The 25421-nt window shown below is 42.7% G+C and carries 19 protein-coding genes; 6 read left to right on the top strand and 13 right to left on the bottom strand.

Annotated features, from left to right (window positions below):
* Positions 1 to 65: 65 nt before the first annotated feature.
* From ACFP56_RS17795 to ACFP56_RS17770, 6 genes are all read right to left on the bottom strand, one after another.
* Positions 66 to 1598 (bottom strand): ABC transporter substrate-binding protein, encoded by a 1533-nt coding sequence (locus ACFP56_RS17795; RefSeq protein ID WP_379237062.1) that lies wholly within the window; start codon positions 1596 to 1598, stop codon positions 66 to 68.
* Positions 1599 to 1730: 132 nt separating this feature from the next.
* Positions 1731 to 3317, bottom strand: coding sequence for a helix-turn-helix domain-containing protein (locus ACFP56_RS17790; protein ID WP_379237060.1), 1587 nt, complete (start codon positions 3315 to 3317; stop codon positions 1731 to 1733).
* On the bottom strand, positions 3295 to 5025 hold the full coding sequence (locus tag ACFP56_RS17785) for a sensor histidine kinase (RefSeq protein ID WP_379237058.1): 1731 nt from the start codon (positions 5023 to 5025) through the stop codon (positions 3295 to 3297). The genes ACFP56_RS17790 and ACFP56_RS17785 overlap by 23 nt, the downstream gene beginning before the upstream one ends.
* 96 nt (positions 5026 to 5121) lie before the next feature.
* Complete coding sequence (locus tag ACFP56_RS17780; RefSeq protein ID WP_379237055.1) at positions 5122 to 5925, bottom strand: alpha/beta hydrolase; 804 nt, start codon at positions 5923 to 5925, stop codon at positions 5122 to 5124.
* Positions 5926 to 5964: 39 nt separating this feature from the next.
* Positions 5965 to 7434 carry a sucrose phosphorylase gene (gene gtfA, locus ACFP56_RS17775; protein ID WP_379237053.1) on the bottom strand — a complete coding sequence of 490 codons (1470 nt, stop codon included), beginning with the start codon at positions 7432 to 7434 and terminating at the stop codon, positions 5965 to 5967.
* A gap of 14 nt (positions 7435 to 7448) precedes the next feature.
* Entirely contained in the window at positions 7449 to 8405 is a 957-nt protein-coding gene (locus ACFP56_RS17770) for a carbohydrate kinase family protein (RefSeq protein ID WP_379237051.1), read from the bottom strand.
* 203 nt (positions 8406 to 8608) lie between these two features.
* On the opposite strand from ACFP56_RS17770, the gene ACFP56_RS17765 reads away from it, so the two are divergent.
* Complete coding sequence (locus ACFP56_RS17765; protein WP_379237049.1) at positions 8609 to 8785, top strand: hypothetical protein; 177 nt, start codon at positions 8609 to 8611, stop codon at positions 8783 to 8785.
* A gap of 83 nt (positions 8786 to 8868) precedes the next feature.
* Here ACFP56_RS17765 and tkt read toward each other — a convergent pair whose 3' ends face one another.
* Together tkt and zwf are read right to left on the bottom strand one after the other, a co-directional pair.
* Positions 8869 to 10860: a transketolase gene (tkt, locus tag ACFP56_RS17760; protein ID WP_379237047.1), complete on the bottom strand. Its 1992-nt coding sequence runs from the start codon at positions 10858 to 10860 to the stop codon at positions 8869 to 8871.
* Entirely contained in the window at positions 10841 to 12364 is a 1524-nt protein-coding gene (gene zwf / locus ACFP56_RS17755; RefSeq protein WP_379237045.1) for a glucose-6-phosphate dehydrogenase, read from the bottom strand. The genes tkt and zwf overlap by 20 nt, the downstream gene beginning before the upstream one ends.
* A gap of 563 nt (positions 12365 to 12927) precedes the next feature.
* Between zwf and ACFP56_RS17750 the strand changes: the two genes are divergently transcribed.
* Entirely contained in the window at positions 12928 to 13833 is a 906-nt protein-coding gene (locus ACFP56_RS17750; RefSeq protein ID WP_379237043.1) for a LysR family transcriptional regulator, read from the top strand.
* Positions 13834 to 14093: 260 nt separating this feature from the next.
* Here ACFP56_RS17750 and ACFP56_RS17745 read toward each other — a convergent pair whose 3' ends face one another.
* Both ACFP56_RS17745 and ACFP56_RS17740 read right to left on the bottom strand, forming a co-directional pair.
* Positions 14094 to 14807 carry a queuosine precursor transporter gene (locus ACFP56_RS17745; protein ID WP_379237041.1) on the bottom strand — a complete coding sequence of 238 codons (714 nt, stop codon included), beginning with the start codon at positions 14805 to 14807 and terminating at the stop codon, positions 14094 to 14096.
* Positions 14808 to 15082: 275 nt separating this feature from the next.
* Complete coding sequence (locus ACFP56_RS17740; protein WP_379237039.1) at positions 15083 to 17386, bottom strand: glycoside hydrolase family 95 protein; 2304 nt, start codon at positions 17384 to 17386, stop codon at positions 15083 to 15085.
* A 215-nt stretch (positions 17387 to 17601) separates the two neighbouring features.
* Between ACFP56_RS17740 and kduI the strand changes: the two genes are divergently transcribed.
* From kduI to kduD, 3 genes are all read left to right on the top strand, one after another.
* A complete protein-coding gene (gene kduI, locus ACFP56_RS17735) occupies positions 17602 to 18432 on the top strand; it encodes a 5-dehydro-4-deoxy-D-glucuronate isomerase (RefSeq protein WP_379237037.1) in 831 nt (276 codons plus the stop codon).
* A 68-nt stretch (positions 18433 to 18500) separates the two neighbouring features.
* Positions 18501 to 19262 (top strand): DeoR/GlpR family DNA-binding transcription regulator, encoded by a 762-nt coding sequence (locus ACFP56_RS17730; RefSeq protein ID WP_379237035.1) that lies wholly within the window; start codon positions 18501 to 18503, stop codon positions 19260 to 19262.
* A 21-nt stretch (positions 19263 to 19283) separates the two neighbouring features.
* A complete protein-coding gene (gene kduD, locus ACFP56_RS17725; RefSeq protein ID WP_379237033.1) occupies positions 19284 to 20039 on the top strand; it encodes a 2-dehydro-3-deoxy-D-gluconate 5-dehydrogenase KduD in 756 nt (251 codons plus the stop codon).
* A gap of 86 nt (positions 20040 to 20125) precedes the next feature.
* On the opposite strand, the gene ACFP56_RS17720 is transcribed toward kduD, so the two are convergent.
* The 3 genes from ACFP56_RS17720 to arfA form a co-directional block, all read right to left on the bottom strand.
* Positions 20126 to 21307, bottom strand: a complete 1182-nt coding sequence (locus ACFP56_RS17720; protein ID WP_379237031.1) for a TIGR03943 family putative permease subunit — start codon at positions 21305 to 21307, stop codon at positions 20126 to 20128.
* 12 nt (positions 21308 to 21319) lie between these two features.
* Entirely contained in the window at positions 21320 to 22345 is a 1026-nt protein-coding gene (locus tag ACFP56_RS17715; RefSeq protein ID WP_379237029.1) for a permease, read from the bottom strand.
* A 276-nt stretch (positions 22346 to 22621) separates the two neighbouring features.
* The gene (gene arfA, locus ACFP56_RS17710; RefSeq protein WP_379237027.1) at positions 22622 to 24142 is read right to left on the bottom strand and encodes an arabinosylfuranosidase ArfA; all 1521 of its coding nucleotides are present in this window, start codon (positions 24140 to 24142) and stop codon (positions 22622 to 22624) included.
* A gap of 282 nt (positions 24143 to 24424) precedes the next feature.
* Between arfA and ACFP56_RS17705 the strand changes: the two genes are divergently transcribed.
* Positions 24425 to 25339: an ArsR/SmtB family transcription factor gene (locus tag ACFP56_RS17705; RefSeq protein WP_379237025.1), complete on the top strand. Its 915-nt coding sequence runs from the start codon at positions 24425 to 24427 to the stop codon at positions 25337 to 25339.
* Positions 25340 to 25421 lie beyond the last annotated feature (82 nt).

Raw genomic sequence — 25421 nt, 5'->3', positions numbered from 1 at the left:
TACCTCCACTTACGGAAAATGGAGCCTAGCATCGACTCCATTTTCCTTCCGACTTTTATTGTGTATTATTGTTGTTCTGCAATCCATGCATTCAATTGATCTTGCTTGCTCTGAATAATAGCTTCTGCCCCTGCATCCTTCAATGCTTGTACAAATTTAGGGATGATTGTCTCAGGATCTAGCGCACCTGTAACAAGTCCAGGAAGGTACTGATTCACAACGTTTGTTACGGCACTAATTTGAGTTTTCACTGGGCTTGGATCAAAGATAAATCCAAAGTAAGGGGATCTCTCTGTTTCTTTGTTTTCTTTCAGCTTCAACTCGACATCAGACCAATTAATACCTTCAAATTGATATTGAATAGATTCTGAACCTACAATTCCTGTGCTTAGCATAGCTGTATAAGAAACTGTGTTTGCATTTTTACCATCTGGAAATTTCACATGGTGCTCATCAACCTTAATAAAGTCTTCGCCTTCAATACCGTACAAAATCGTGTTAATGAGTTGTTGATCTGTATAAAGCAGATTCAAGAATTTTACCGCAGCTTCAGGCACTTTCGTTGTACTTGATACCAACCAGCTTACAGAGTTAACAGCATTCGTATCAAAGTAAAACGGAGCAATACGCTTCATTTCAATATTTTTACCTGTTTGGGCACTAATTGAGCTTGCTGCTTCCATACCACCGTATCCTCCCATATAAGAGAACAATCGATCAGAAGCCATGAGCTCAGTTGAGGTGATCGTCGTCGTTGCTGCATCCTTTTGCAAATAACCATTGTTAAACCAAGCATTCATCATCTTTACACCATCAATAAATGCATCCGTTTCATACAGATTTACAACTTGTCCATCGCCATCTACGACAACACCAATACCAGAAGTGTCTGTCAAAAAGTCAATTTTTGATGTGCCTTTAATGTAGTTAATAAGGCCGGTATCACTTGGATTGACGTTAATTGGACCAAATGGGACGACATCAGGGAACTTCTGCTTAATTGCTTCAAAGATAGCTGGCAAATCCTCAATAGATGTTATATCATCAGAAGTCTTGCCAATTTCTTTCAACATATCTGCGTTATAGACGAAGCTAATTGGCAGTGACATTCCTTTGTTTACAGGCACACCATACGTATGTCCACCAATCGTTGTAGCTTTTAGGAAGTCAGGTCCAAAGTCCTTCTCAACGATTTCAATTAGCTCTTTTCCATGTTCAGCTAGTAAATCCTCAATCGGATACAGCTGATTTTTAGATACATAGTTTGTAAACTGACCTAGTGTGGTGAATACATCCATCTTATCCCCACTTTGAAGCGCTAGATTTACTTTTTGTGCATAGTCAGCAGGTCCATAAAGCTTAAAATCAACCTTTACGCCAATTTTATCGACCGTAATGGCATTAATCGCTTCTGTTACTTTACTTAGGTCTTCTGGAATGGCATTGAAGGTCGGCATAGCAAAAACTATCTCATCTACTGCCTTTTCGCCAACTTTATTGGACGAGGAAGAATTATTGTTGCTTCCACACGCCGATAAGATCAAACTGAACACTACCATTACCAAGATGCCTAAAGTTAACCCCTTTTTTGTTTTCATCATTACTCCTCCTGTTCTGTAAGTTCGCTTTCAGTATACTGTAAACGGATTCAGGATGACTTTAATAAAAACGGCCTGTTTTTTAAAAAAACAGGCATATATAACTTCACTATTACGTTGTAATATAAAGGCTTATTTATGCCTTGCTCTATAACTGTTAGGAGTTTCACCTGTCAGTTTCTTAAATACTGTTGAGAAATAAGACATACTGTCAAAGCCCGTTTCCATCGCGATTACACTAATACTTTTCGAGCTCTCTACGAGCAGTTGCTTCGCTTGATTGATGCGCCATTCATTGAGATATTCTCTAATCGTAAGACCCGTTTCATTTTTAAATACTTTGGAGAAGTAATCAGAGGTTAAAAATACACTCGCAGCAACATCCTCCCTCGTAAGGTCTTTCATATAATTTTCTTGAATAAAACGCTTCGCTTTGTCTACAACGCCCTCTGACTGCTGAGCAGCGTTGACGGAGATAATCGTTTGCTCTGTGAGCATATGGGCCCACTTAATAAAATCAAATATGCTGCGCTCCGCATGATGACTTAGCTGCTGGGCAGTTTCACTTACAAACAAACGATGAGCTTGTATATGATTTCTAGTTAAGTATGAATATACAACCTGCAAAAAATCCTCTTTAATGGAATGAAGCGTAAATGAATCCAGTCGATTTTGCTCAGATAGCGTTTCTAGCTCTTTTCTTAATTTATTTATAATTTGAAGCTTCTCACGTTGAATAAACAATAACGAAAATTGGTCAATGTCAAGCATATAGCTGTCTGACTCGGCATAATTAAATGGATCATTCTGATATTGAACAATGCCCCTAAAAATGATGTTGGAGGCATCCATGCCTTCAAGAGCTTGTTTTGTTTGCGCTAGCTTGGCTATAGATAACGGTTCACCAATATAGCAGGTGGCCGTGCATTTGAAATATTGCTTGCAATGCATAATAATCAGCTCGCTTTTTTGTTTCAGATGTTCAACCTGACCTTCTTCTACGACAATAGCGGTATAGAAGACATGATCAACTTGGTAGGAGATCACTCTGTGATGATTAACTCGATCAAACATAATTTCAGAACAAATATTAGAAAGCGCAGTCAGGAGCAAGCTTGGTTGCCAATTCATTTCAATACCCGAGCTAGGGATACTAATAAGTAGCAATGTATAGGCTCGCTCGGCATTAATCGTTAGTTCACGTTTAACAATTTCTCCTTGGATGATATCAGCTCTGGATGGAATTGATGATGATAGTACGTCCTTCCAAAAGCTATTTTCAATGACATCCTTATTTTTCAGCCATGATTGACCTAGCTTGCTGTATTCGCCCATTTCTCTCTTCTGCTTAAGCTTGTCGATTGACTTTTCTAATGCTTCTTCAAGCTTATTTTTATCCAGAGGTTTTACAAGATAATTATCAGCATGATATGAAATTGCTGTAGCAGCGAATTCAAAGCTTTGATGGCAGGTAAAGAAGATAAAGCCACCTTCATAGCCCCGCTCATCTCTTACCCATTTAATCATATCGATGCCTGAACCACGAGGCATTTCAATATCACAAATAATTAAGTCAGGAACAGCTTCCTCATAAAGCTTTATCGCATGCTGCATGTTGTATGCAGTCACAACTTTTGCTATTCCATAGCGATGCCAGTCTATAATTTCTACTAATGCCTCAATTGTTGGAATATCGTCATCGATTATTAAACAACGCATGACTCTCTCCCCTTCTTATTCGCTCTTCTGTACATGGTATCCACAACTCGACTTTTGCTCCAGAATTTTCAATATTCGATAGTTGCAATAAATCATCACGCTTGTACAATAATTGCAATGTTTTTCTTATATTCGCAATCCCAACTTTATGTTGCATTTCCTGATTCTGCGGCTCTGACTGCCCCAGTAAAACCTCTTGAGGAAAACCGCAGCCATTGTCTTCAATCGTGATTTTCACAAATGAAGCTGCATCCTCATGCGTTTCCATATCAACACGGATAAATATCGACATCATTTCCCCATATACAATCGCATGTTTAAATATATTTTCTACAAAGGTTTGAATCATATATTGCGGAATATATTCCTTGCGTGCCATCTCATTAATCTCTGTCATGAAGAAAACTTGATTAGGAAAACGGATATCCTGCATCGCAATATAGTTTTCGACGTGCTTAATTTCTTCTCCAATTTGGATTTCTGTCAATACCCCATTAAACATATAGCGCAAATGGTCAGACAAATGACTTATCATCTTTCTGATCTCTTTGTTTTTATGCTGATAGGTTAAACTCGTTATTGTAGAGATCGCATTGAGATAAAAATGAGGGCGAATTTGCATCTGCAAATATTTCAGCTCTAGCCTGTTGCGCTCCAGCTGCTCTTCATACGAGGAAATTTTTAATTCCTTTATTTCACGAATCATGGATTGAAATGATTGGAACAGCTTCATAAATTCAATGGAATAGTTTCTAGTGGGGTCACGAAATTCGAGCTGTCCCTTTTCTATTTCTTTAGAAGCTTTTACCAGCTCAAGTACAGGCTTTACAATATCTCTTGCCAGATTACGAAGCACAACTGGTATAACAACGCATGAAACTACTGCCAAAGAAATAATCATCCATTGAATTGATTTTAATTTCCAAAAGACATTTTTCTTTTCCACCATGTTAGTGAGCTTACCTACTTGATCAATGGCCTCCGAAACAATAAGATACTGATTGCTTTGCATGGATACGAGCTCATCGAGCGGGATACCTACGTCACTTTTTTGCTGTTCGCTAGCAGCAATCACAACACCCTGCTCATTGCTAATCGCATATTGATTTGAATCTGTATCACTTTTATGGATTAACGCTAACAATGTATCTGCTTTTACAATTGTACCGAATCTAATTCCTGAAAATGAAATGATTTTAACTAAATAATACTCTCCCTTGATATTAAGGCTTGTCCACTCATTACTATCGTAATCCTCCGTCATGAATGAAGCCGATCTGATCGAATCACTTAATATTAATTTGTTCTCTGAATAGATTCGACTATTATATTGCTCAAGAACGATATCGCTTCCATCAATTTTAATGAACATGCCGTCGCTTGATTCATTTCTGGACATTTTAATCTGCAATGCATTGCGCAATTGAATTTGTCTGAGGTAGCTCGTGTTGGTATCAAGATCAATTAATGATGAAGCCAAATCGATATTATTTTCAAATACATCAATCAAATCTCGTTCATAGCTATTAAATGCATGTTGTACATTTGACTTATGAATAGCGAGCGTACCTTGAGAATTAGCTAAAGAGTTGTTTCTCACAACCTCCAAAGAGTACACATTGCTCATTACAAGTACCGTAATTAAAATGACAAGAATAAGAGTTACTTGCAGAGAAAACTTAAAGACGATGCTATTCGTTCTAATCATACTTGCTGCTCACGTCCCACGTATAAAGTAAAACCCTGTTGCCAGTAAACGTTTATGTGACGTTTACTGGCAACAGGGATAGGAACCATAGAAGGCTTATTCCTTAGTAGAGGGTAATGCGGATATCCAATTTAGTGCGTCTTCAATACCTTCATCCCAAAACTCCCACGTATGGTCGCCTGGCTTCTCTTTATAAGTATGCTCAATCGCTTCACTTAATAAAAACTGATGATAGCGTAAATTAACATCATATAAAAAATCCTCTGTTCCGCAAGACAGATACATGTGCGGCAGCTGTTTGCCTGCTGCTGCTAATTGCTTAATTAACGCCTCAGGATCCTTATCGCTCCCTAGCAGCTTCGTTAAATCTCCAAATACGCTTTGAAAATAGGGCTGTCTCATCGAATTATGCGTAAAATCCGGTGAAGCGTTCGCAATTTTGTATGGGATTAATGCCGCTGACAACGCAATAATTCCAGCGAATCGCGTATTATACTTTAATCCGTTTCGAATAGCGCCATATCCACCCATAGACAAGCCGCCTATAAATGTATGCTCTCTGCTCGTCGATATAGGAAAGCATTGTCTTGTAAATTCGACTAGCTCCTCGCCAACAAATTGACCGTAATACTCTTCTCGAGCTTCATGATCAACATAAAAATGATTTTCTCCAGCGGGCATAAATACCGCAATATTGTGTTGATCTGATAGCTTTCTTATGCGAGTGTAGCTTATCCAATCGTTATGACTGCCAGTAAAACCATTAAGAAGGTATAAAGATTTTAATGGTTGCTGAGATGCAAAGTCCAATTTATTGGACCCGTCTATTGGCAGCAACGCGTTAAAAGTCACTTCTCTTCTTAAGCTATCCGAAAAAAAGTTAACGGTTAGGTACGCCATTGTCAAACTCCCTTATTTATAGTTATACGATATAATCGACTATACGATATAATCGACAAGTTTTCCATCCTCATTTTGATACGTAATCACTGTTTTATATGTTGTTAAATCGACAGACAGCTGACAATAACGATTTGAAGTTTTCCAACACATATGCAGCTCATGATCATCCGTATCAGCTACTTCAAATTCACCATCGAACGCCTCATAGGTATTACGGAAACGGATAAGCTCTAATTGACGTTTCACAACAGACGTTTGGAGCGCAGATTCAATTTCCTCTATGGTGTAATTATGGCGATTGATTTCTCTTCCTTCACCTGTTGCTTTGACCCGTTCCATATCATTTTCACCAGCTAACAACCCGACGTAATAAACCTGAGGAATACCAGGAGTAAAGAGTTGAATAGCACGAGCAGCGATATACGCATCATCGTTCTCTTCCAGCACACTATAATAGGTGCAGCGAATTTGGTGGACATCGAACCCATCAGCTGCTTTATGCTCCTCAGACATAATTAGACTTAAATTTGCGCCTCGCTCCACACACACCTTAACAAGCTCTCGGGCTTCTCCTGTGTGAATGAGATCGTCCATATCTGGCTTCACAGGAATTCCATCGTGGCAATCCAGCATTGTAAATTGATTGTGAGGCCTTGTTTTAAGATAATGGCGAAGTTCTTTACTGTTGCGATTCACTAATGTATCCAATACGCGATATGGCAAAATAAAGTCGTATATCCAGTAGCCTTTTTCAGCTAACCTGTATTGAATGCTGTAATGCGCATGAACCTCTGGTAAAAGCTCAATATCGAGTGAATCCGCCAGTTCTTTTATTTCATCTAAAAAATTATAAATGTCCGGCTCGACAAAGAAACAGCTCGTTCCTAGCTTTTTAATCACATAGCCAACTGCATCAAGCCTTACAATTTTAATGTTATTGCGCTTGAAATTTTCGAAAAATGCGCGTAGTAACGCTTTTGTTTGAGCCGATTTAATGTCTAAATCAATTTGCTCTGAGGGGTCTGTTTTGCCAAAGGTTGTCCATACCTTTTCTTCTTTATTATCCTTTTTCGTTATAAATGTGGAATAGGGCAAGGGACGTCTTAAAAACATCTTGTCTATATCACGCTGAATCGGTTCTCCATCTGGCCATATTTTATCCAGCGTAATAAATAGGTCTGCATATTCTGAATCCCTGCCATGTTCCAGGAAATGCTGAAAAAATGGCGATTGCTGCGAGATATGATTAACCATCAAATCTACTAAAACATCAAATCGCTCTCCAATTTTCCTTATATCCTCCCACGAACCAAATTCAGGCTCAATTTCAAGATACGTTAGCGGTGCAAAGCCGCGATCTCCCGATGACGGAAAAGGTGGAAGGATATGCACACCTCCAGTAAACGCATCAGAAAAGTATTGATTTAGAACGTGGTTCAAACTTTTCAAGTTACCGCCTAATGAATCCGGATATGTTATGAGCTGAACTTTATTTTTGATTGCCATGTTGCTGCCTCCTACTAGCTGAAATATTGCCGTTCAATCTGTTCTAGTACTGGAAAATCTATAACGGCTCCCGCGTGCTTTAATTTATAGGCACTTACCGCAAAACCTAATTGAAGCGCCTTGTTAAGTGGATATCCCTTTACAATAGCTGCATAGAAGCCTGACCAAAAAGAGTCGCCCGCTCCTGTTGTATCTATAATTTCAGTTGCCAAGCTTGGAAAGGTGAGCGTCTCACGACCATTAGACACGAGTGCGCCATCTTTGCCAAGCGTCAAGATGACCAGCTTAGCACCTAAATCCAAAAACTTATCCAGTTGATTGTGTGGAGAATCTGCTCCAAACAAGCGCTCGGCATCGTCTTCAGAGGGCTTTATGACATCAACCTTCGGAATAATTGATTTCACATATTGAACGCCATCTTCGCCACTAGGCCAGAGCATTGGATGATAATTAGGATCAAAGCCAATAAGTAGCTGATGTTGCCGAGCAGTCTCAATCATTTGCTCTACGGTTTCACGAGCAGGATTTCTTGAGAGTGGCCAGCATGAAAAATGAAGCACCTTTGATTCCTTCAGGCTTGTTTCCAATTGTGCCGAATACGATAAGTGAAAATCAGCTCCACGGTAAAATATAGGAATTGGTGTAGCCGTACTTCGTGTTACGACAACTAGACTAGTTGCAGCATCCTTATACTGTATCGTTTGTAACGGTAGGCCTTCTTTTTGCAATTGATCGATAAGGAATCTCCCAAATCCATCATGGCCGACAGCGGAGCATACTTGTGCGTTTATTCCTAATTTCTTAGCATTTATTGCGATATTAGACGGAGATCCTCCAAAAAATTTGCTAAATCGATTGCCTTGAAATGGATCATCATACTCATCCGCAATTAAATCAATTAGCAACTCGCCGACTGTCAACACATCATTACTTCTGTCTTGCAATGGAATAATGCTGTTATACTCTAACATTTAAGCCCCCCTAGCATTGCCTTATCTATCTAATATCTACACTGTAAAATAATGAACCTAGGGGTACATCAAATAATACGGTTTATTTTTTAAAAATCTAGGCTTTTATAAAGTTGAAGCAACGCGTGTTAGATGGGTCGTTTTCGTTAATACTATACCATTGTCAAAACTTTGCTATGGCAACTAAGAATAGGAGCATGAGGATGAGAAGCGAGGATCAAGTTAAAAGCAAGCTGTATGAGCTGCGCCAATTAATGCAAAACAGTCAGGATGAAATGAGACTTGCGACGGTGCAGGCTCAAATCGAAATGCTGGAGTGGGCGCTGCATAATCCAACCGAAATATATCACATTGAGGATTTGGAGCAGCTGGACAGCTAATCCGCCGAACGATTGGAACCACAAAAAACACCTGCTTAAACCATGATTGGTTTGCAGGTGTTTTCTATTTATAGGTTCATATGTTAGTTTAATAATTGCTTTGCTTTTTCTACAACATTGCTTACGGAGAAGCCGAAGTATTCCAGCACCTCTGATCCTGGGCCAGAAGCCCCGAATGTATCGATGGAAATAATTTGTCCGTCAAGACCGGCAATACGATCCCAACCTAGTGAAATTCCCGCTTCGATAACAACACGGTTTTTCACACTAGCTGGCAGTACAGATTCGCGATATGCCGCATCCTGTGCATTGAACAGCTCACGAGATGGCATAGCTACAACTCGAACAGACACATTGTCTACTTCTAGCGCGGCTTTTGCTTGAACAGCAAGCGATACTTCAGAGCCAGTTGCAACAAGAATAACGTCAGGTGATGCATTCGTTTCAGTAAGGACATAGCCGCCTTTCGTTACATCAGCCACATTTGCCTTCGTCTCTTCGAAAATCGGTAGGTTTTGACGGCTAAGAATCAATGCAACCGGGCCATCTGTTTTTTGCAATGCATATGCCCATGCGCTAGCTGTTTCGTTCGCATCGCTTGGACGAATAACCGTCAAGCCTGGAATCGTACGAAGCGCTGCAAGCTGTTCAATCGGCTCATGCGTTGGACCGTCCTCACCAACTGCGATGGAGTCATGTGTAAACACGTAAGTCAAAGGCAGCTTTTGCAAGGCTGCAAGACGAATCGATGGACGCAAGTAGTCACTGAATACGAAGAATGTGCTGACGAACGGCTTCACTCCGCCATGAAGCGCCATACCATTGCCTGCTGCGCCCATTGCATGCTCACGAACGCCGAAGTATACGTTGCGGCCCGCATAGGAATCGATAGCGAAGATTGGCTCGCCATTAATATCGGTCATCGTAGAGTGCGACAGGTCTGCGCTTCCGCCAAAGATCGCTGGAATTTGTTGAATATAATGATTAATCGCTTGACCGCTTGCTACGCGAGTAGAGATCTGCTTGGAAGAATCAAACGTTAAAATATTGGATGCTTCAAGTGTTACATTACCATCAATCGCTTGCTTAAGCTGTGCTGCAAGCTCAGGATATTGTGCTTCATATGCTTTTACAAGCTCGTTCCACGCTTGCTCTTTCGCAGCACCTTGCTCCTTCAATTGAGCAAAGTGAGCCTTCACTTCAGCTGGAACTGTAAATTCATCATGCTCCCAACCATACTCTGCCTTCGTTGCAATTGCTTCTTCCTTACCTAGCGGATTGCCGTGCGCTTTGTTCGTGCCTTGAACCTTTTTACTACCGTAGCCGATAATGGTACGGATTTCGATCAAGGTTGGCTGATCCGTCTTAGCTTTCGCTTCAGCGATCGCTTTCTCGATTGCTTCAATATCGTTGCCATCCTCTACGCGCAAATATTGCCATGCTGCAGATTCTGTGCGTTTTTTGATGTCCTCACTGAAGGAAAGATTCAGCTCGCCATCAAGAGAAATATCGTTGGAATCATAAAGCACAATCAGCTTGCCAAGCTTCATATGACCTGCCATGGACATTGCTTCATAAGCAACACCCTCCATCAAGCAGCCATCACCTGCAAGCGCATACGTGTAGTGATCGATTACCGGGAATTGCTCCTTGTTGTATGTTGCAGCCAGATGCGCTTCCGCCATAGCCATACCTACAGCCATTGCAACCCCTTGACCTAGTGGACCAGTTGTTGCATCAACACCGTCCGTGTGACCAAACTCTGGGTGACCTGGTGTTTTGCTGTTAAGCTTGCGGAATTGTTTCAGATCGTCGATGCTAACCTCGTAACCAAATGTATGAAGCAAGCTGTACAATAGTGCTGAACCATGTCCTGCTGACAATACGAAGCGATCACGATTGAACCATTTGGAATGTGCTGGATTGTGATTCATTTGCTTTGCCCATAGCGTATAAGCCATAGGTGCTGCACCCATCGGCAAGCCTGGGTGACCTGAATTCGCAGCATTAATCGCATCAATTGATAATGTGCGTAGTGTCGTAATCGACAATTGATCAATGGTTTGTGTAGACATATTGCTGTTCTCCTTTAGACGTAGTAGTATGTTGATCTGATTCACGGTCCAGCCACCAGTGGTGACCGTTTTGAGCTAGCAGCTCTTCAGCAGCTTTGGGACCGTTGGAACCAGCTGGATAATAATGCAGTGGGACGGATTGCTCAGCGAATGCGTTCAAAATCGGTTGGACCCATTTCCAGCTAAGCTCTACCTCATCCCAATGAGCAAAGAAGGTTGGATCGCCATTGAAGGCATCAAGAATCAGACTTTCGTAGGCTTCAGGCACTTCATCCCCGTTGGAATGGAAATCGATATGGATCGGCTTGAACTGCTCCTTGTTTTGCGGATCTCTCGTATTAAGCTGGAATGTAATGCCTTCATTCGGGCTAATTTCATAAATTAGCAGATTCGCGATTCGATTGTTATCCTGCGTTTTCGTGCTTTGCTTCAACGCTTCCTTGAATTCTATAACAATGCGGGTAGATTTCTCTGCCATGCGCTTGCCTGTACGGATGTAGAATGGAACACCTCGCCAGAACGGATCGTCGATTTCAAGCTTCGCCGCAATATACGTATCATTCATAGATCCAGCTGGAATGCCTGGTTCTTCTGTATAGCCCGCAACTGGCTTGCCGCTCTGCGTACCTGCTGCATATTGACCGCGCACAATATGTGTCGCGACGTTATCCTTATGAAGCGGTTCAAGCGCTTCTAGAATTTTCTTCTTCTTAAAGCGTACAACCTCGGACGTGCTGTTTTCAGGCAAATGCAGCGTAAGCATCATAAGCAGCTGCAGCATATGGTTTTGGAACATGTCTCGAATGGCGCCAACATGATCGTAATAGCCTGCACGCTCCTCTACGCCTACCGTCTCGCTTGCTGTAATCTGTACGTTCGCAATGTAGCGGTTGGACCATAGTGCCTGCAATACAGGATTGCTTTGCTGCAATATCTCCAGCTTCTGTACCATCGGTTTGCCGAGATAATGGTCAATCCGGTAAATTTCATGCTCTTCAAATGACTCGCTCAGCTTCGCATTAAGCTGCTGCGCTGACAATAGATCGTGTCCAAATGGCTTTTCGATTACGAGGCGCTTCCAGCCTTGTGCATCGCCAAGACCGCTAGCTTTAATATTGTGAGCAATCGTTTCGAAAAACTCTGGACCGACAGATAGGTAGAACAAACGATTCGTTGTACCTGTCATTGCCGCTTCCTTCTGCTGAACCTGCTCAAGCAGCTTCTTGTAGTCCTCTTGATGATCAATATTCAATGCGCAGTAAGAGAAGCTTTGCATAAATCGCTGCAGCTCTGACTCATCAGCGGTACGTCTAGAAAAAGTTTGTACCGACTGCTGTACGCTTGCTTGATAGACTTCATCAGAAAATGAGCGTCTACCTAAGCCGATCACATGAAAGGATTCCGGCAGCTTGCCATCAATAAAAAGATTATATAGCGCGGGATAGATTTTGCGCTTCGCCAAATCTCCTGTTGCTCCAAACAATACAAATGTCGTTGCTTCCATTTTTCTCTTCCCTTCTGGCAATATATATTAACGCAATTGCTTTGTGTTCAAAGGCGTGAACATCCTCTTCCAATTGAAGTTCAAAAAGTTCGGATTTCAGGACCAAGAAGCTTGGTCGCTAGTAGAAAATGAGCAGCGCAGCGTAGATACCTACTACGTGAGCTCAAATGTTTTCGCAGAAAACATACTACGGAAGCATAATCCTTCGCTAGAGGCCAAGATTCGACGCCGAATCGACTACATCGCTTCGCATCGTAATCAAAGCCCGGCTTTTTGAACATCCTCTTCCAATAGAAGTTCAAAAAGTTCGGCTTTCAGGACCAAGAAGCTTGGTCGCTAGTAGAAAATGAGCAGCGCAGCGTAGATGTTGACTACGTGAGCAGCGGAATTTTCGCTAGAGGCCAAGATTCGACGCCGAATATGCTACATCGCATATCACCGTCATCAAAGTCGGACTTTTTGAACTACCTATAAAAAATGCGCTGGCTTAACCTGTATACATCTACTATAATACTAATAACAGGTATACAAGTAATCAATATATTTGACAGGAGATATAGACCATGTCTATGACTAATTATGAGCTATACAAGGTGTTCTACTGGGCGGCAAAAACAGGAAGCTTAACGAAAGCAGCCAAAGCACTGTTTCTCACGCAGCCTAGTGTCAGTTACGCCATTAAGCAGCTAGAGGATCGCTTCAAGATGAAGCTGTTCTATCGAACAGCCAAAGGTGTGGCGTTAACGGAAGAAGGAACAGTTCTGTTTTCATATATCGAGCAGTCTCAAGTTCTCATTACACTCGCTGAGGAGAAAATGGCGGCATTGAAAAACTTGACTAGCGGCGAGCTGCGCATCGGCGGCAGCGACTCGTTATTCAAGCATTACTTGCTATCTCATTTGGAGGAATTTCATATTGAATATCCATCAATCAAGCTGCAGCTTATTCACGGAACTACACCTGAAATCATTAATTATTTGAAAGAAGGAAAGATTGATCTCGGTGTCGTTCGTCTGCCAATTGCTGACCCTCAGCTTGAATACCGGGAAGGTATCGAGCTGCAAGATTGCTTTGTTGCAGGCTCGCACTATGCTGAGCTCAATGGCGTAGAGCTGTCGCTGGAGCAGTTGATTGACTACCCGATAATATTGTTTTCCCGCAACAGCCGTGCACGGATGGCCATCAATGAGCTTGCTCACGGTTACAACATAGAATTAAAGCCAGCTATTGAGGTCGGTAGTGTTGATCTGCTTATTGAGCTGGCCAGAAGAGGTTTGGGCATTTCGTATGTGACCCGAGAGTTTGTTTCCAAGGAGCTGGAATCAGGCGCACTGTTCGAAATCAAGCTAAATGTACCGCTTCCACCGTCGCAGGTCGGCATTATGAATATGCGCAGCGTTCCTTTGTCTACAGTTGCACGCAAATTTGTCGAGCGCTTTGACAAGGGGATGGCAACGTTTGAATCTTAAGCATGTGCTTATTCTGTGTGAGCACGGATTAGCTTCAATTCGTATACGATATGAACTAAAACAAAAAAGACAAGCCGCACGCTCTATTGTTGGAAATTCCCTACAATCGCGTTTGCTTGTCTTTTTGTATTGAATACCTAACTTAACATTACTTGCTTTGGCTGATGAGTTAGTTAGAGTTTGCTTTTAAATCGGCTAGACAACTAGGTTTCCACTAAAAAATCCAAGTTAACGACTACGAAGCGTTAACTTGGATTTTTTTATCTGCTCTGCTCCTGCAGCTGCTCTTCCTTTAGCTTAAAGCTGCGTGCCCAATATAACACAGGCGTTGAAAGCACTGATATAATGAATTTGAAAATATACGTTGTGAATACAATTTGCAGCCATTCACCAAGCGTATACAGCCCGGCAAAAGCGATCGTACAAAACACCAGCGAATCAATGAGCTGGGAAAAACCTGTGCTGACATTCGTTCGAATCCAAAATTGGTTGCGTGCACCAAACTTCTTTCTTAGATAGCCATAAACCCGTACGTCGAGAAATTGGCTGATGAAATAGGCGAGCAAGCTACCTGCTGCAAGTCGGGGCATCAAGCCAAATATCGTTTGCAGTGAATCATGAGCAAAATCGGTCTCTTGTGGCTCAAAAGCAAGCACCATCTGCATCATAATAGTTGAAGCAATTAACGTAAAAAAGCCGAACCATACTGCTCTTCTCGCTTCTTGCGAACCAAACTTTTCATTCAACATATCGGTACTCATGGAGATCGTCGTATAAATGGTATTGCCAAGCGTCATAATGATTCCAACAGAAGCAATAGACAGCTCAATCGTTTTCGTCACCTGAATATTTGCAATTACCGTCGCAAATCCTATCCACGCATATAACCCAATTCGACCAAACATTCGATAGCATATCAGAAATAGCGCAAAATTTACCGCTATAAAGAAAATGCCCCATCCTAAATTAAACATCTATATATCCTCCCTTAGTTTTGGTTACGCGGGATGGTTCCGAACCGCGGGCCAAGCAGACCATTCACTAGAATAGCAAAATTCCGCTCAAAAAGATACTGCTATTGTATATCCTTCGTTGAAATCATCCGCACCATACGTATCACTGCCCTTTCTCTTTTGTTTCTTATAGCTTCTCATCAATCTCTATTACCTAATCGCAATAGGCTGCATAAAAAAAGACTGCCGGTAAGTGAGCACTTTGCCGACAGTCTGAAATCGTAGAGCATTTATTTTTAGTTTTGGATAACGTTGCTCGTTGCTTTTATTAGTGTATAGGATTGGCCTTGCTTTACATTCCATTGCACAGTTTGGCCGTCCTGCTCAACACCTTCCAGTTCGACATCAGCCTCCAACGCAAGAGCTACATCTGCTCGAACACGGCACACTCCGTCAAGAGATGCATGAATGATTGCACGCTCCAATTGTCCGTCATTCCAGGAAAGCTCAAGCTCATATCCGCCTCTGGCTCTTAGACCACTGACATGTCCTTTTCGCCATGCGTTTGGCAAGGCTGGCAACAGCCTTAGCTCATCCTTATGACTTTGCAATAGCATTTCAGCTATTCCAGCAGCTGCACCAAAATTGCCATCGATCTGGAATGGTGGATGATTATCGAGCAGATTAGGCAGCATGGAATGCTGAAGTAGTGCAATCAGATTTTCATATGCCTTCTCTCCGTCCTCTAATCGAGCCCAGAAGTTAATAATCCATGCTCGGCTCCAACCTGTATGTCCGCCCCCATTTGCAAGTCTTTGCTGAAGCGTCACTCTGGTCGCCTCCGCCAATTCTGGCGTATGATGTGGTGTAATTTGGCTACCAGGATGCAAGGCAAATAAATGTGAGATGTGGCGATGTCCCGGTTCCGCCTCTTCATATTCCTCCATCCATTCCAGCAGCTGTCCTTTTGAGCCTACAGCAGGTTTAGGCAAACGATCTTTTGCCGCTAGCCATTGTTCCTTCAACTGAGCATCCTGCTGCAGCACCTCAGAGGCAGCGATGCATGCCGAGAAGAGCTCATATAGGATTTGGCTGTCCATTGCAGGCCCTTGACATAACGTGCCGGATTGACCGTTCGGCAATATATACGTATTTTCCGGTGATGCAGAAGGATTCGTCACAAGCAAGCCATTGTCTGTAGGCGTCAAAAAGTCAAGGAAAAACTGAGCGGCCTCTTTTAATGTAGGATAAGCCTGCGACAAAAATTGCTTATCTCCAGCATACAAATAATGCTCCCAGAGATGCAGGCTGAGCCATGCCGCTCCCATCGGCCAATATGAGGCTGGCAAGTATATATCCTGCGGCGCTGTATCTCCCCATATATCTGTATTGTGATGCGCTACAAATCCGCTGCACCCATACATAGTGGACGCAGTAACACGTCCCGGCTCTCTCATGCGCTCAATAAGCTCAAAGAGTGGAAGATGGCATTCTGCCAAGTTGCAGCTTTCGGCAAGCCAATAGTTCATTTCTGTATTAATATTGATCGTATATTTGCTATCCCATGGCGGCAGCATGTGCTCATTCCATATGCCTTGCAAATTAGCAGGCAAGGAGCCTGGGCGACTGGACGATTGCAGCAAATATCTGCCGTAATAGAATAAGCTCTCCACTAAGCCCAAACCAAGGCTTACCTCGCCATTCTTTATTCGCTCCAATCGTTCATCAATTGGCAACTGCTCCGTTGAATCCGAATCACCTAAGGTTAAAGAGACGCGCTTGGACAGTGATGTGAAATCTTCCACATGCCGCTGCTTCAACTGCTCATACGTTTTGGCAGACGCATGCTGCAGCTTTTCAATCACATACGCTTCTGGTTCATCATGCCTGAAGCTGGTACCAGCAGCGAGAAACAGCGTTACAGTATCTGCCTCCTTGCATATGATATGCTCGCCGATAATCGAGACTTCTCCTCCTTCGGCAGTGATAGAAAGACCTGCACGAATACTGGAGCCGCCATTGCCTCCGCACATTGCTCTCATCATCAAGGTATTGTCCTTAACGCGACTGATTTCATCGTAATAGCGGTTATTGTTTCCTCTTGTAAGCCGTGCTCGAAAGCTAATCTTGCCAGGCTTATCGGCTTCGAAACGAAATACCATTACCTGATCTGGATAGCTTATAAAGCTTTCACGTCTATATGTAACGCCTTCGCTGCTATAGACTGAATGAGCGATGCCATCTATCAGATTCAATGCTCGATTATATTGTTCAACCTTCGAATGTCGAAAATCTAGCTTCAAATCACCAAGCGGCATGTAGTGCCTCTGAGATTCAGGCGTACCGGATAAGGCCAAAACAGCCAGCTCCTGCGCTTGGTTAAGATTCCCTTCCGTAATAGCCTGTTGGATATCAGACAGATGCTTCAAGGCATCTGGATTGTTGCGGTTTTGCGGACCTCCATACCATACACTATCTTCATTTAAAGCTATCCGTTCCCGATCTACTCGACCAAACACCATAGCTCCTAGTCTACCATTGCCAAGCGGCAACGCTTCTTCCCATTTAGAAGCAGGCTTATCAAACCATATCTTGTTCATCATATCACTCCTTGACGTGTAGCTTAATCAAAGCACAGCAATTGTTTTGTTTTAAATGTAATTGTAGCGTAGCATAACGTTACTTGTGTGTAGACAGGTGAATATATAGATAATCGCATCAAGACGTTCGTTTTATTCCGTTTACAAACATTAGTAAACCCTATATAATGAGGAAGAAACGAACAAAAACAAACATTTAGTGAGGTGGTCTTATAATGGATATTCGTCATGCAACTAATCCAATTGATGTTAAACGTCTTACTACGCCTGAGCTTCGTGAACGCTTTTTAATTGAAGATCTTTTTCAAGCAGGGAAGCTGAGCATGGTATACACGCATTACGATCGAATGGTAATCGGTGGTGCGGTTCCTCTGCAGGAGAGCATTGAGCTGGACGACGCTGATACGCTGAAAACCGATTATTTTCTTGAGCGCAGAGAAGTAGGCTTTATTAATATTGGTGGTCCAGCTGTTATTGAAGCAGACGGCGAGCGCTACGAATTAAACAAGCTAGATGCTTTATATGTTGGCAAAGGCACGAAAAAAGTATTATTATCAAGCAAGGATCAAAACAATCCAGCCAAGCTTTATTTCTGCTCGGCTCTTGCACATGCAGTACTGCCGACTACTAAAATTGATCTGGAAAAGGCGACACCTAATCATCTTGGCTCAAAAGAAGCTTGCAACGAGCGTACGATTTATCAATACATCCATGCCGGTGCGGTGCAAAGCTGCCAGCTTATGTTAGGGGTAACGATTTTGAAGGAAGGCAGCATCTGGAACACGATGCCAGCGCATATTCATGATCGCCGTATGGAGGCTTATTTGTACTTTGACTTAAAAGAGGATGCGCGCGTCTTCCATTTCATGGGTGAACCTTCGGAAACACGCCATCTCGTTGTCTCCAATGAGCAAGGCGTTATTTCGCCAAACTGGTCGATTCACTCTGGTGCTGGAACGAGCAATTACTCCTTTATATGGGCAATGGCGGGAGAGAATTATACGTTTACGGATATGGAAGCAGTGAAGATGGATCAGCTTCGCTAAGAGAGGTTGTTTTAAAAGTACGACTTTGACATATATTTTGATTTTGAAACGGTTTAGGGGGTTCAACTGTGTTAGCAGCGACTAGACATAAAAAAATATTGGAACAACTGCAAAGCAACGGCTTCGTAAAGGTATCTGAGCTTAGTCAGCAATTTGACGTTACCGAAAAAACGATTCGTGAAGATTTGATGAAGCTAGAAAAACAGCAGTGGTTGAAGCGAATTCATGGCGGCGCTGTTTTCGTTGAATCCTCAGAGCAGCCCGACTTTGCATTAAAGCTGCCTAATACAGTGAATCCAAATGAAAAGCAGCAAATTGCACACTACGTTGTTTCCGAGCTTATTAGGCCCCACGATGTAATCGCCCTGGATAGCGGCAGTACAACGCTTGAAATTGCCAAGTTTATTGAGGATATGCCGCTTACTGTTATTACGAATGATTTGCTCATTATGCGTGAGTTGATGCTGAAGCAGCAAATTAAGCTCGTTATACCAGGAGGATACAGCCAGCATAATTTGCTTATCCCATCCCATCCACTAGAATGGATCATGCAAATGAACATTCATAAGCTATTTCTGTCGACCTCAGGCATTCATCCAAGCTACGGTCTGTCGATTTTCTCACACGATCAGCTTGTGATGAAAAAAGCTTTTGTAGAAGCAGCCAAGGAAGTCATATGCGTGGCTGATCATAGCAAATATGGCAGAGGGGCTCTCCATACATTTGCTACGCTTGAGCAGGTGCATCAATTCGTAACAGATGGTGGGATATCAGTTGATAATCTGGAGCAAATGAAACAAGCAGGAGCAACGCTTATTATTGCACAATAACTTTATAGAGGGTGGATCATTATGAAGCTGTTTAACCTTGCAGGGAAAAGCGCCATCGTAACAGGTGCTGCGCGAGGGCTTGGACAAGCCATTGCGATTGGTCTTGCAGAAGCAGGAGCTGACCTTGTCCTTGTCACCAACCAAAGCGCGGCTGACGAAACAAAGCAGCAAATTGAACAACTCGGTCGCAAAGCCATTATCGTTAAAGCAGACGTTAGTGATCAAGCTCAGCTTGCAGGAATTATCGAGCAAGCGAAGCAAGCCTATGGGCGCATTGATATATTAGTGAATAATGCAGGTATTATTCGCCGCACACCAGCTGTTGATTATTCCTTTGCCGACTGGCAAGCCGTGCTTTCAACGAATCTTGATTCGGTGTTTACACTGTCTCAGCTGGCAGGGAAAGAGATGATTGAGCAGGGCTCGGGCAAAATTATTAATATCGCATCGATGCTATCCTTCCAGGGCGGCATCAACGTGCCTGCTTATACAGCGAGCAAGCATGCAGTTGCAGGCTTAACAAAGGCACTAGCCAATGAATGGGCGTCTAAAGGCGTGCAGGTCAATGCTATCGCGCCAGGTTATATGGCAACCGATAACACCGCTGCTCTCCGTGCTGATGAGGTTCGCAGCAAGCAGATTCTGGAGCGTATTCCAGCGATGCGCTGGGGCAATAATGAAGACTTAAAAGGAGCAGCTGTGTTTCTTTCCTCACAAGCCTCAGACTATGTCAACGGTCATGTGCTCTGTGTAGATGGCGGCTGGATGAATAGATAATAAGAATTAAGGCAGTATGCTTAGCAAAGCTTCCGCTTTGTGCCAAGCATACTGCCTTCTCGTTTACTTAAGATGCCTCCCTTAGTTTACTGCAGCTCCGCAAGCTTAACAAAATCATCAAAATACGGGTAAACATAAGGATCATTCGGCGCTTCTGTTCTATTCAACTGCTTAACGTTCAGCTGTACAATTTCGATACCTCGATAGCTAGTCAACGCAAATTCACCCGTTATATGAACCCAGGCATCCTTCTCCAGTGTATTCGCATCATCCCATTGCACAAGAAATCCGTAGGGAGAAGCATCCGCTGAGCAGCATTGCATCGCCATTCTTGATACAACAAACTTATCTGAGCTCATATCATCCTCACGGTAGACGAATCCACTCATTACTATGCTTTTACCGAGAAAATTTTCACGATAAAGATCGAGTGTCGTTAAAATTTCCAAAAAGCCTTCCTCTGTCACCGTTATCGTATCCTGCTGATAAAGCAGCTTGCCAAGCTCTGCAAGCTCCACGCTGTATTGATCAGAAGGGAACAACGCATCAAAGCTTTGCTCGCTTAATGGCTGCCCCTCCGCACTACCAGCTGCAGCTTTATCTGAATTTATTCCTTCATTTTCTGAATCTATGTAACCATATTCATTAGTTTCGTTCGCGCCATCTGTGGGACCTTTGCTGCTCAAGCCTTCATCTTGCACAGCCGATACAATCTCGCCACGTTCATCAACTTCACTCTTATCTCCTGCTGCTGATGAAGGTACAGTTTGTTCACCAGCGTCAGCAGCAGCGTTATTGCTGGAACTGCTTGTGCTTGTTAGGAGTTTGTTTTCCGTTAACATCTCATTGCCATTAGCAATGCTTCCGGCTCCTGCACTTAAATTCATACCCTTTACCGCTGCCATATCACTCCCCATTAATTGATCGGGCAAGGCAAAGCCTAGCAGCAAGGGCAGTATAAACAAGCTGTAAATAAATGTGCTTTTCAACTTCGAAGTTGGCGGCTCATGCTGACAGTCACAATCATGACGATGTTCGTGTTCATTCTCATGCTCATGTTTACGTTTCTCCTGCCACGCCAAATAAATCGAATATAAAGCCAATATGTATAAGACAAAGGTAGTCAGCATGATATAAGGAATCATTTTAGGAACAATATAATAATGTAGCTTATTGAAATAAGCCAAATATGCAATATACGATGTAAGTCCTAATAGGATAGCGCCTCTAATGTAATAATGCAGCTTCTTGCTGTGATGCTTGTCCATGCTTATTTCCTCCTAAATGAGCCCAAAAGCTCCAATAAGTAAGGCTCCACCTACGACAACTGCCGCTACAGCAATGATGAGAAGCAAAACAAATTTTGCCCGAAATACAGACAACAGCATTAATGTTCCCTTAAAATCAATCATCGGTCCAAATACCAAAAAAGTAAGCAAGGAGCTTGCCGAGAAAGTCGTCATAAAAGATGAAGCTACAAAAGCATCTGACGTGGAACATAGCGACAACAGATAAGCAAATGCTAGCATAAAAAAGTGCGAGGAGTATTCGCCCTGACCAATAGCTACTAATTCAGCTCGCGGTATAAAGGTTTGGATTAAACTAGTAATACAAACGCCTAAGATTAGATACTTCCCCATATCAAAAAACTCATCACTGCTATGACGCAAAATTTGATGGCCCACATTTTTCTTCCTTGATTGCGTATGCACATGATCTTGTCCATGAACAAAACTCTCGTGGTCGATACTGGGCTTGCGCGGATCTTTTTTCACCAATAAATAAACAAGTAAACCAATAACACAACTAACGATCAGCGCAAGTCCCATTCTCCCATACAGCATGTCTGATCGCCCGCGAAAAGCAGTTAACGTAGCAGAGATTACGACAGGATTAATGATCGGTCCCGCCAATATAAAGGTAACTCCAGCATACAGCGGCATCCCCTTTTTCATTAGTCTCCGTACGACAGGGATAAGTCCGCATTCACACACTGGAAATACCATTCCCATCATACTCGCAACCAGTACGCCAAGCACAGGATGCTTCGGAATAATTTTTCGAATCCATGACTCGGGGATAAAAACCTGCATCACTGAGGATACAACAATGCCGAGCAGCAAAAAAGGCAGTGCCTCTAGTAATATACTTATGAACATAGACTTAAAAATAGAGAGGCTCGTAACCCAATCTATCGAATGATTCGAAGCTAAACTTGGTAAAACCCCGCCGAGCAGCAGTAGAAAAATCAACCCCATCCAAAGCACTGCCAGCTTGCGCTTATACAGCGCTACCTCATTGTTCATTCGTTCCGATCCACCTCCTTACGCTAGCCCTCTTCATTAAATGTAATGATTACGTTTATTGTTGTCAATACTTGGTATTTAAATTATTAAAAGACATGTGTTCGATGATTTCACCGAGCACATGCCTTTTGCCTCCATTCATATCCTATTTAATAGGAAAAGGCCGCGAGTACTGCACAGAACGAACCTGCCTATCTTAGGTGTGTTCTATGCATGCCCGCGGCTACATATCGTGACCAGCTGTTATTGAAGTTCTTGCTCTACATGCTTTTATATTTAATTGCTTACTTTTTTCAAACGAATCACATTCCATGATGCTTTTGCCAAGTTTGCAGTTACATAGCCGTCTTTTAGCTCAGACGCACCATTAGAGTGAGGTTTTACCTTCTCATCACTTGCGGTGTTAAACGCCTTCAAGTCATCATGCTCGAGTACGATGTGCTCTACAATGGCGTAACCTTCAAAGCTGCGAACATCACAAGAAAGCTGCAGGCTGTCTGTCAGATGACGGTTCAAAGCAAAAATCGTAACTTCCTCTTTTTGTTCGTTGTATACGGCAGCGCTATCCAGGTAAGGAACATCTGTATAATCCTGTGCGTCATATTTCGGAGAATCTACAATCGGCAGCAGTGAAACGCCGCGACCAAAGATCGATGCATGCAGGTAAGGGTAGAAGATCGTCTGCTTCCAAGCCTTGCCGCCTTCCTCCGTCATAATTGGCGCAATCACATTGACCAGCTGTGCGAGGCATGCCATTTTTACACGATCAGCATGACGTAGCAGTGTGATCAGCATGCTGCCAACCAGTAGCGCATCCTCGAAATTGTAGATATCCTCAAGCTGCGGAGGGCCAATTGTCCACGGTTCTATTTTTCTATCCTGATCATTAGAGTGATACCATACATTCCACTCATCGAAGCTGAGATACATCGTTTTCTTGCTGCGCTTTTTCGCTTTAATATAATCACATGTCGAGATTACGGTATGAATGAAATGGTCCATGTCCATCGTTCTCGCCAAGTAATTAGAGGAGTCTCCATCTCGGTTTCCATAATATTGATGCAGCGATACAAAGTCACTAACATCATACGTATGGTTTAGTGTCGTCGCTTCCCATTCCGGGAATGTCGGCATGCCTGTGCTGGAGCTTCCGCAGGATACGAGCTGAATATCTGGATCGACAAGGCGCATCGCTTTAGCGGTTTCGTAAGCAAGTCTGCCGTATTCATCCGCCGTTTTCTGCCCTATTTGCCACGGTCCGTCCATTTCATTGCCAAGACACCATGTTTTGATTTTGTGCGGCTCCTTATAGCCATGCTTAATTCTAAGATCACTCCAGTAAGTTCCTCCTGGGTGATTGCAATATTCAAGTAGATTACGGGCTGCATCCACACCTCTTGTCCCGAGATTGACCGCCATCATCACTTCAGTACCAATTTCCTTAGCCCATTTGGCAAATTCATTCGTACCGACATAGTTAGGCTCAACAACTCTCCAAGCAAGCTCAAGCCGCTTCGGACGTTCTTCGACTGGCCCTACGCCATCCTCCCAGTTGTAGCCTGAAACAAAGTTTCCTCCCGGATAACGAATAATTGGAACCTGCAGCTCCTGAATAAGTGCCTTAACATCACCACGGAAGCCCGCTTCATCTGCTGTTGGATGTGACGGCTCATAGATTCCCCCATAGACAGCGCGACCTAAATGCTCAATAAAGGATCCGTAAATTCGCGGATCGACCTCCGCTATTTTGAAATCCTTATCAACAATCATCTTTGCTTTCAATCCAGATGAACTCATTTTTGCTCCCCTCTCCTACTTGAATGCGTTTTCACCAATAAAATAGCATACGAGGTTGGATTTGTAAACACAAAAACATAAAATAGTTTATATAAACCTAAAACTATGTTCGTTTAGCAACGATTTAACGACATTTTACGACAATTATTTCAGGAAACTCCCGTATTCATTTTATAATAACCTAAAACAAAATTCGGATTTTTGAAAGTTTCATCTTTTCTTTAATAATCGCTTCGTATATGATAGATAGCAAATGAATGATTAGTTAAGGAGCCATCGCCGATGATTTATATTAAAGATTTAATGAGTGGATTGCCGATTTTCAAGGCTTTAAGCTCAGAGGTTCGCATTCAAATTATTGAGCTGTTGATCCGTCATTCCGCCATGAATCTGAATGAATTGGCAAACGAGCTTAATTTGTCTAACGGCGCCATGACGATGCATATCAAGAAACTTGAGGAAAGTGGCATTATTCAGATCAACTCTACAGTCGGCAAGCATGGCATTCAAAAAATTTGCTATTTGAATGAGGACAAATTGCTGATTGATATGCGAAATAACGACAAGGAAAATTTGTACGAGGTCGAAATTGAGGTTGGGCACTTTAGCAACTACAATGCTCTGCCAACATGTGGACTTGCCACTAAAGACAGCATTATCGGCGATTTTGATGATCCGCGTTATTTTGCAGATCCAGAGCGCATCCATGCAGATATCATTTGGCTGTCGGAAGGCTTTCTTGAGTACCGTATTCCAAACTATCTAAAATCAAACCAAACCTTTAAGGAAATTCAATTTTCGATGGAGCTAAGCTCTGAAGCGCCTGGCTACAATAATCATTATCCGTCGGATATTTACTTCTATCTAAATGACGTTGAAATTGGCAAATGGACCAGCCCTGGGGATTTTGGCGATACTCGCGGCAATTTCAATCCGGACTGGTGGCCTCCACATCTGAATCAATACGGTATGCTTAAGCTGATTCGAATTACGAATGAAGGCAGCTTTATTGATGGAGTCCGTATCTCAAACATTTCCTTAGAACAGGTTCAACTAGATTACAAAAGTGATCTTACCTTTCGAATTGCATGCCCCGAGTATTCTCTGAACAAAGGTGGCATGACTATATTCGGCAAGAGCTTCGGCAATTATAGCCAAAACCTCCTTGTTCGAGTTCTTTATGATGTACAACGATAATTTTGTCTAGGCACGCACGCATCAGCATGTTGATCTCATGTGAATGGACCCTAACAAATCAGCCCGCTAATGACCAAGCAGC

Origin of the sequence: Paenibacillus septentrionalis, from assembly GCF_042659865.1 — a bacterium.
Lineage (GTDB): Bacteria > Bacillota > Bacilli > Paenibacillales > Paenibacillaceae > Pristimantibacillus > Pristimantibacillus septentrionalis.
Note: the sequence above shows the minus strand (reverse complement) of the source record. Positions and strands in the feature narration are given on the sequence as shown.

Excerpts from the sequence above, each read along its gene's own strand:
- ACFP56_RS17795 (WP_379237062.1), bottom strand. The coding sequence starts at position 1,598 with ATGAAAACAAAAAAGGGGTTAACTTTAGGCATCTTGGTAATGGTAGTG.
- ACFP56_RS17790 (WP_379237060.1), bottom strand. The coding sequence starts at position 3,317 with ATGCGTTGTTTAATAATCGATGACGATATTCCAACAATTGAGGCATTA.
- ACFP56_RS17785 (WP_379237058.1), bottom strand. The coding sequence starts at position 5,025 with ATGATTAGAACGAATAGCATCGTCTTTAAGTTTTCTCTGCAAGTAACT.
- ACFP56_RS17780 (WP_379237055.1), bottom strand. The coding sequence starts at position 5,925 with ATGGCGTACCTAACCGTTAACTTTTTTTCGGATAGCTTAAGAAGAGAA.
- gtfA (WP_379237053.1), bottom strand. The coding sequence starts at position 7,434 with ATGGCAATCAAAAATAAAGTTCAGCTCATAACATATCCGGATTCATTA.
- ACFP56_RS17770 (WP_379237051.1), bottom strand. The coding sequence starts at position 8,405 with ATGTTAGAGTATAACAGCATTATTCCATTGCAAGACAGAAGTAATGAT.
- ACFP56_RS17765 (WP_379237049.1), top strand. The coding sequence starts at position 8,609 with ATGAGAAGCGAGGATCAAGTTAAAAGCAAGCTGTATGAGCTGCGCCAA.
- tkt (WP_379237047.1), bottom strand. The coding sequence starts at position 10,860 with ATGTCTACACAAACCATTGATCAATTGTCGATTACGACACTACGCACA.
- zwf (WP_379237045.1), bottom strand. The coding sequence starts at position 12,364 with ATGGAAGCAACGACATTTGTATTGTTTGGAGCAACAGGAGATTTGGCG.
- ACFP56_RS17750 (WP_379237043.1), top strand. The coding sequence starts at position 12,928 with ATGTCTATGACTAATTATGAGCTATACAAGGTGTTCTACTGGGCGGCA.
- ACFP56_RS17745 (WP_379237041.1), bottom strand. The coding sequence starts at position 14,807 with ATGTTTAATTTAGGATGGGGCATTTTCTTTATAGCGGTAAATTTTGCG.
- ACFP56_RS17740 (WP_379237039.1), bottom strand. The coding sequence starts at position 17,386 with ATGAACAAGATATGGTTTGATAAGCCTGCTTCTAAATGGGAAGAAGCG.
- kduI (WP_379237037.1), top strand. The coding sequence starts at position 17,602 with ATGGATATTCGTCATGCAACTAATCCAATTGATGTTAAACGTCTTACT.
- kduD (WP_379237033.1), top strand. The coding sequence starts at position 19,284 with ATGAAGCTGTTTAACCTTGCAGGGAAAAGCGCCATCGTAACAGGTGCT.
- ACFP56_RS17720 (WP_379237031.1), bottom strand. The coding sequence starts at position 21,307 with ATGGACAAGCATCACAGCAAGAAGCTGCATTATTACATTAGAGGCGCT.
- ACFP56_RS17715 (WP_379237029.1), bottom strand. The coding sequence starts at position 22,345 with ATGAACAATGAGGTAGCGCTGTATAAGCGCAAGCTGGCAGTGCTTTGG.
- arfA (WP_379237027.1), bottom strand. The coding sequence starts at position 24,142 with ATGAGTTCATCTGGATTGAAAGCAAAGATGATTGTTGATAAGGATTTC.
- ACFP56_RS17705 (WP_379237025.1), top strand. The coding sequence starts at position 24,425 with ATGATTTATATTAAAGATTTAATGAGTGGATTGCCGATTTTCAAGGCT.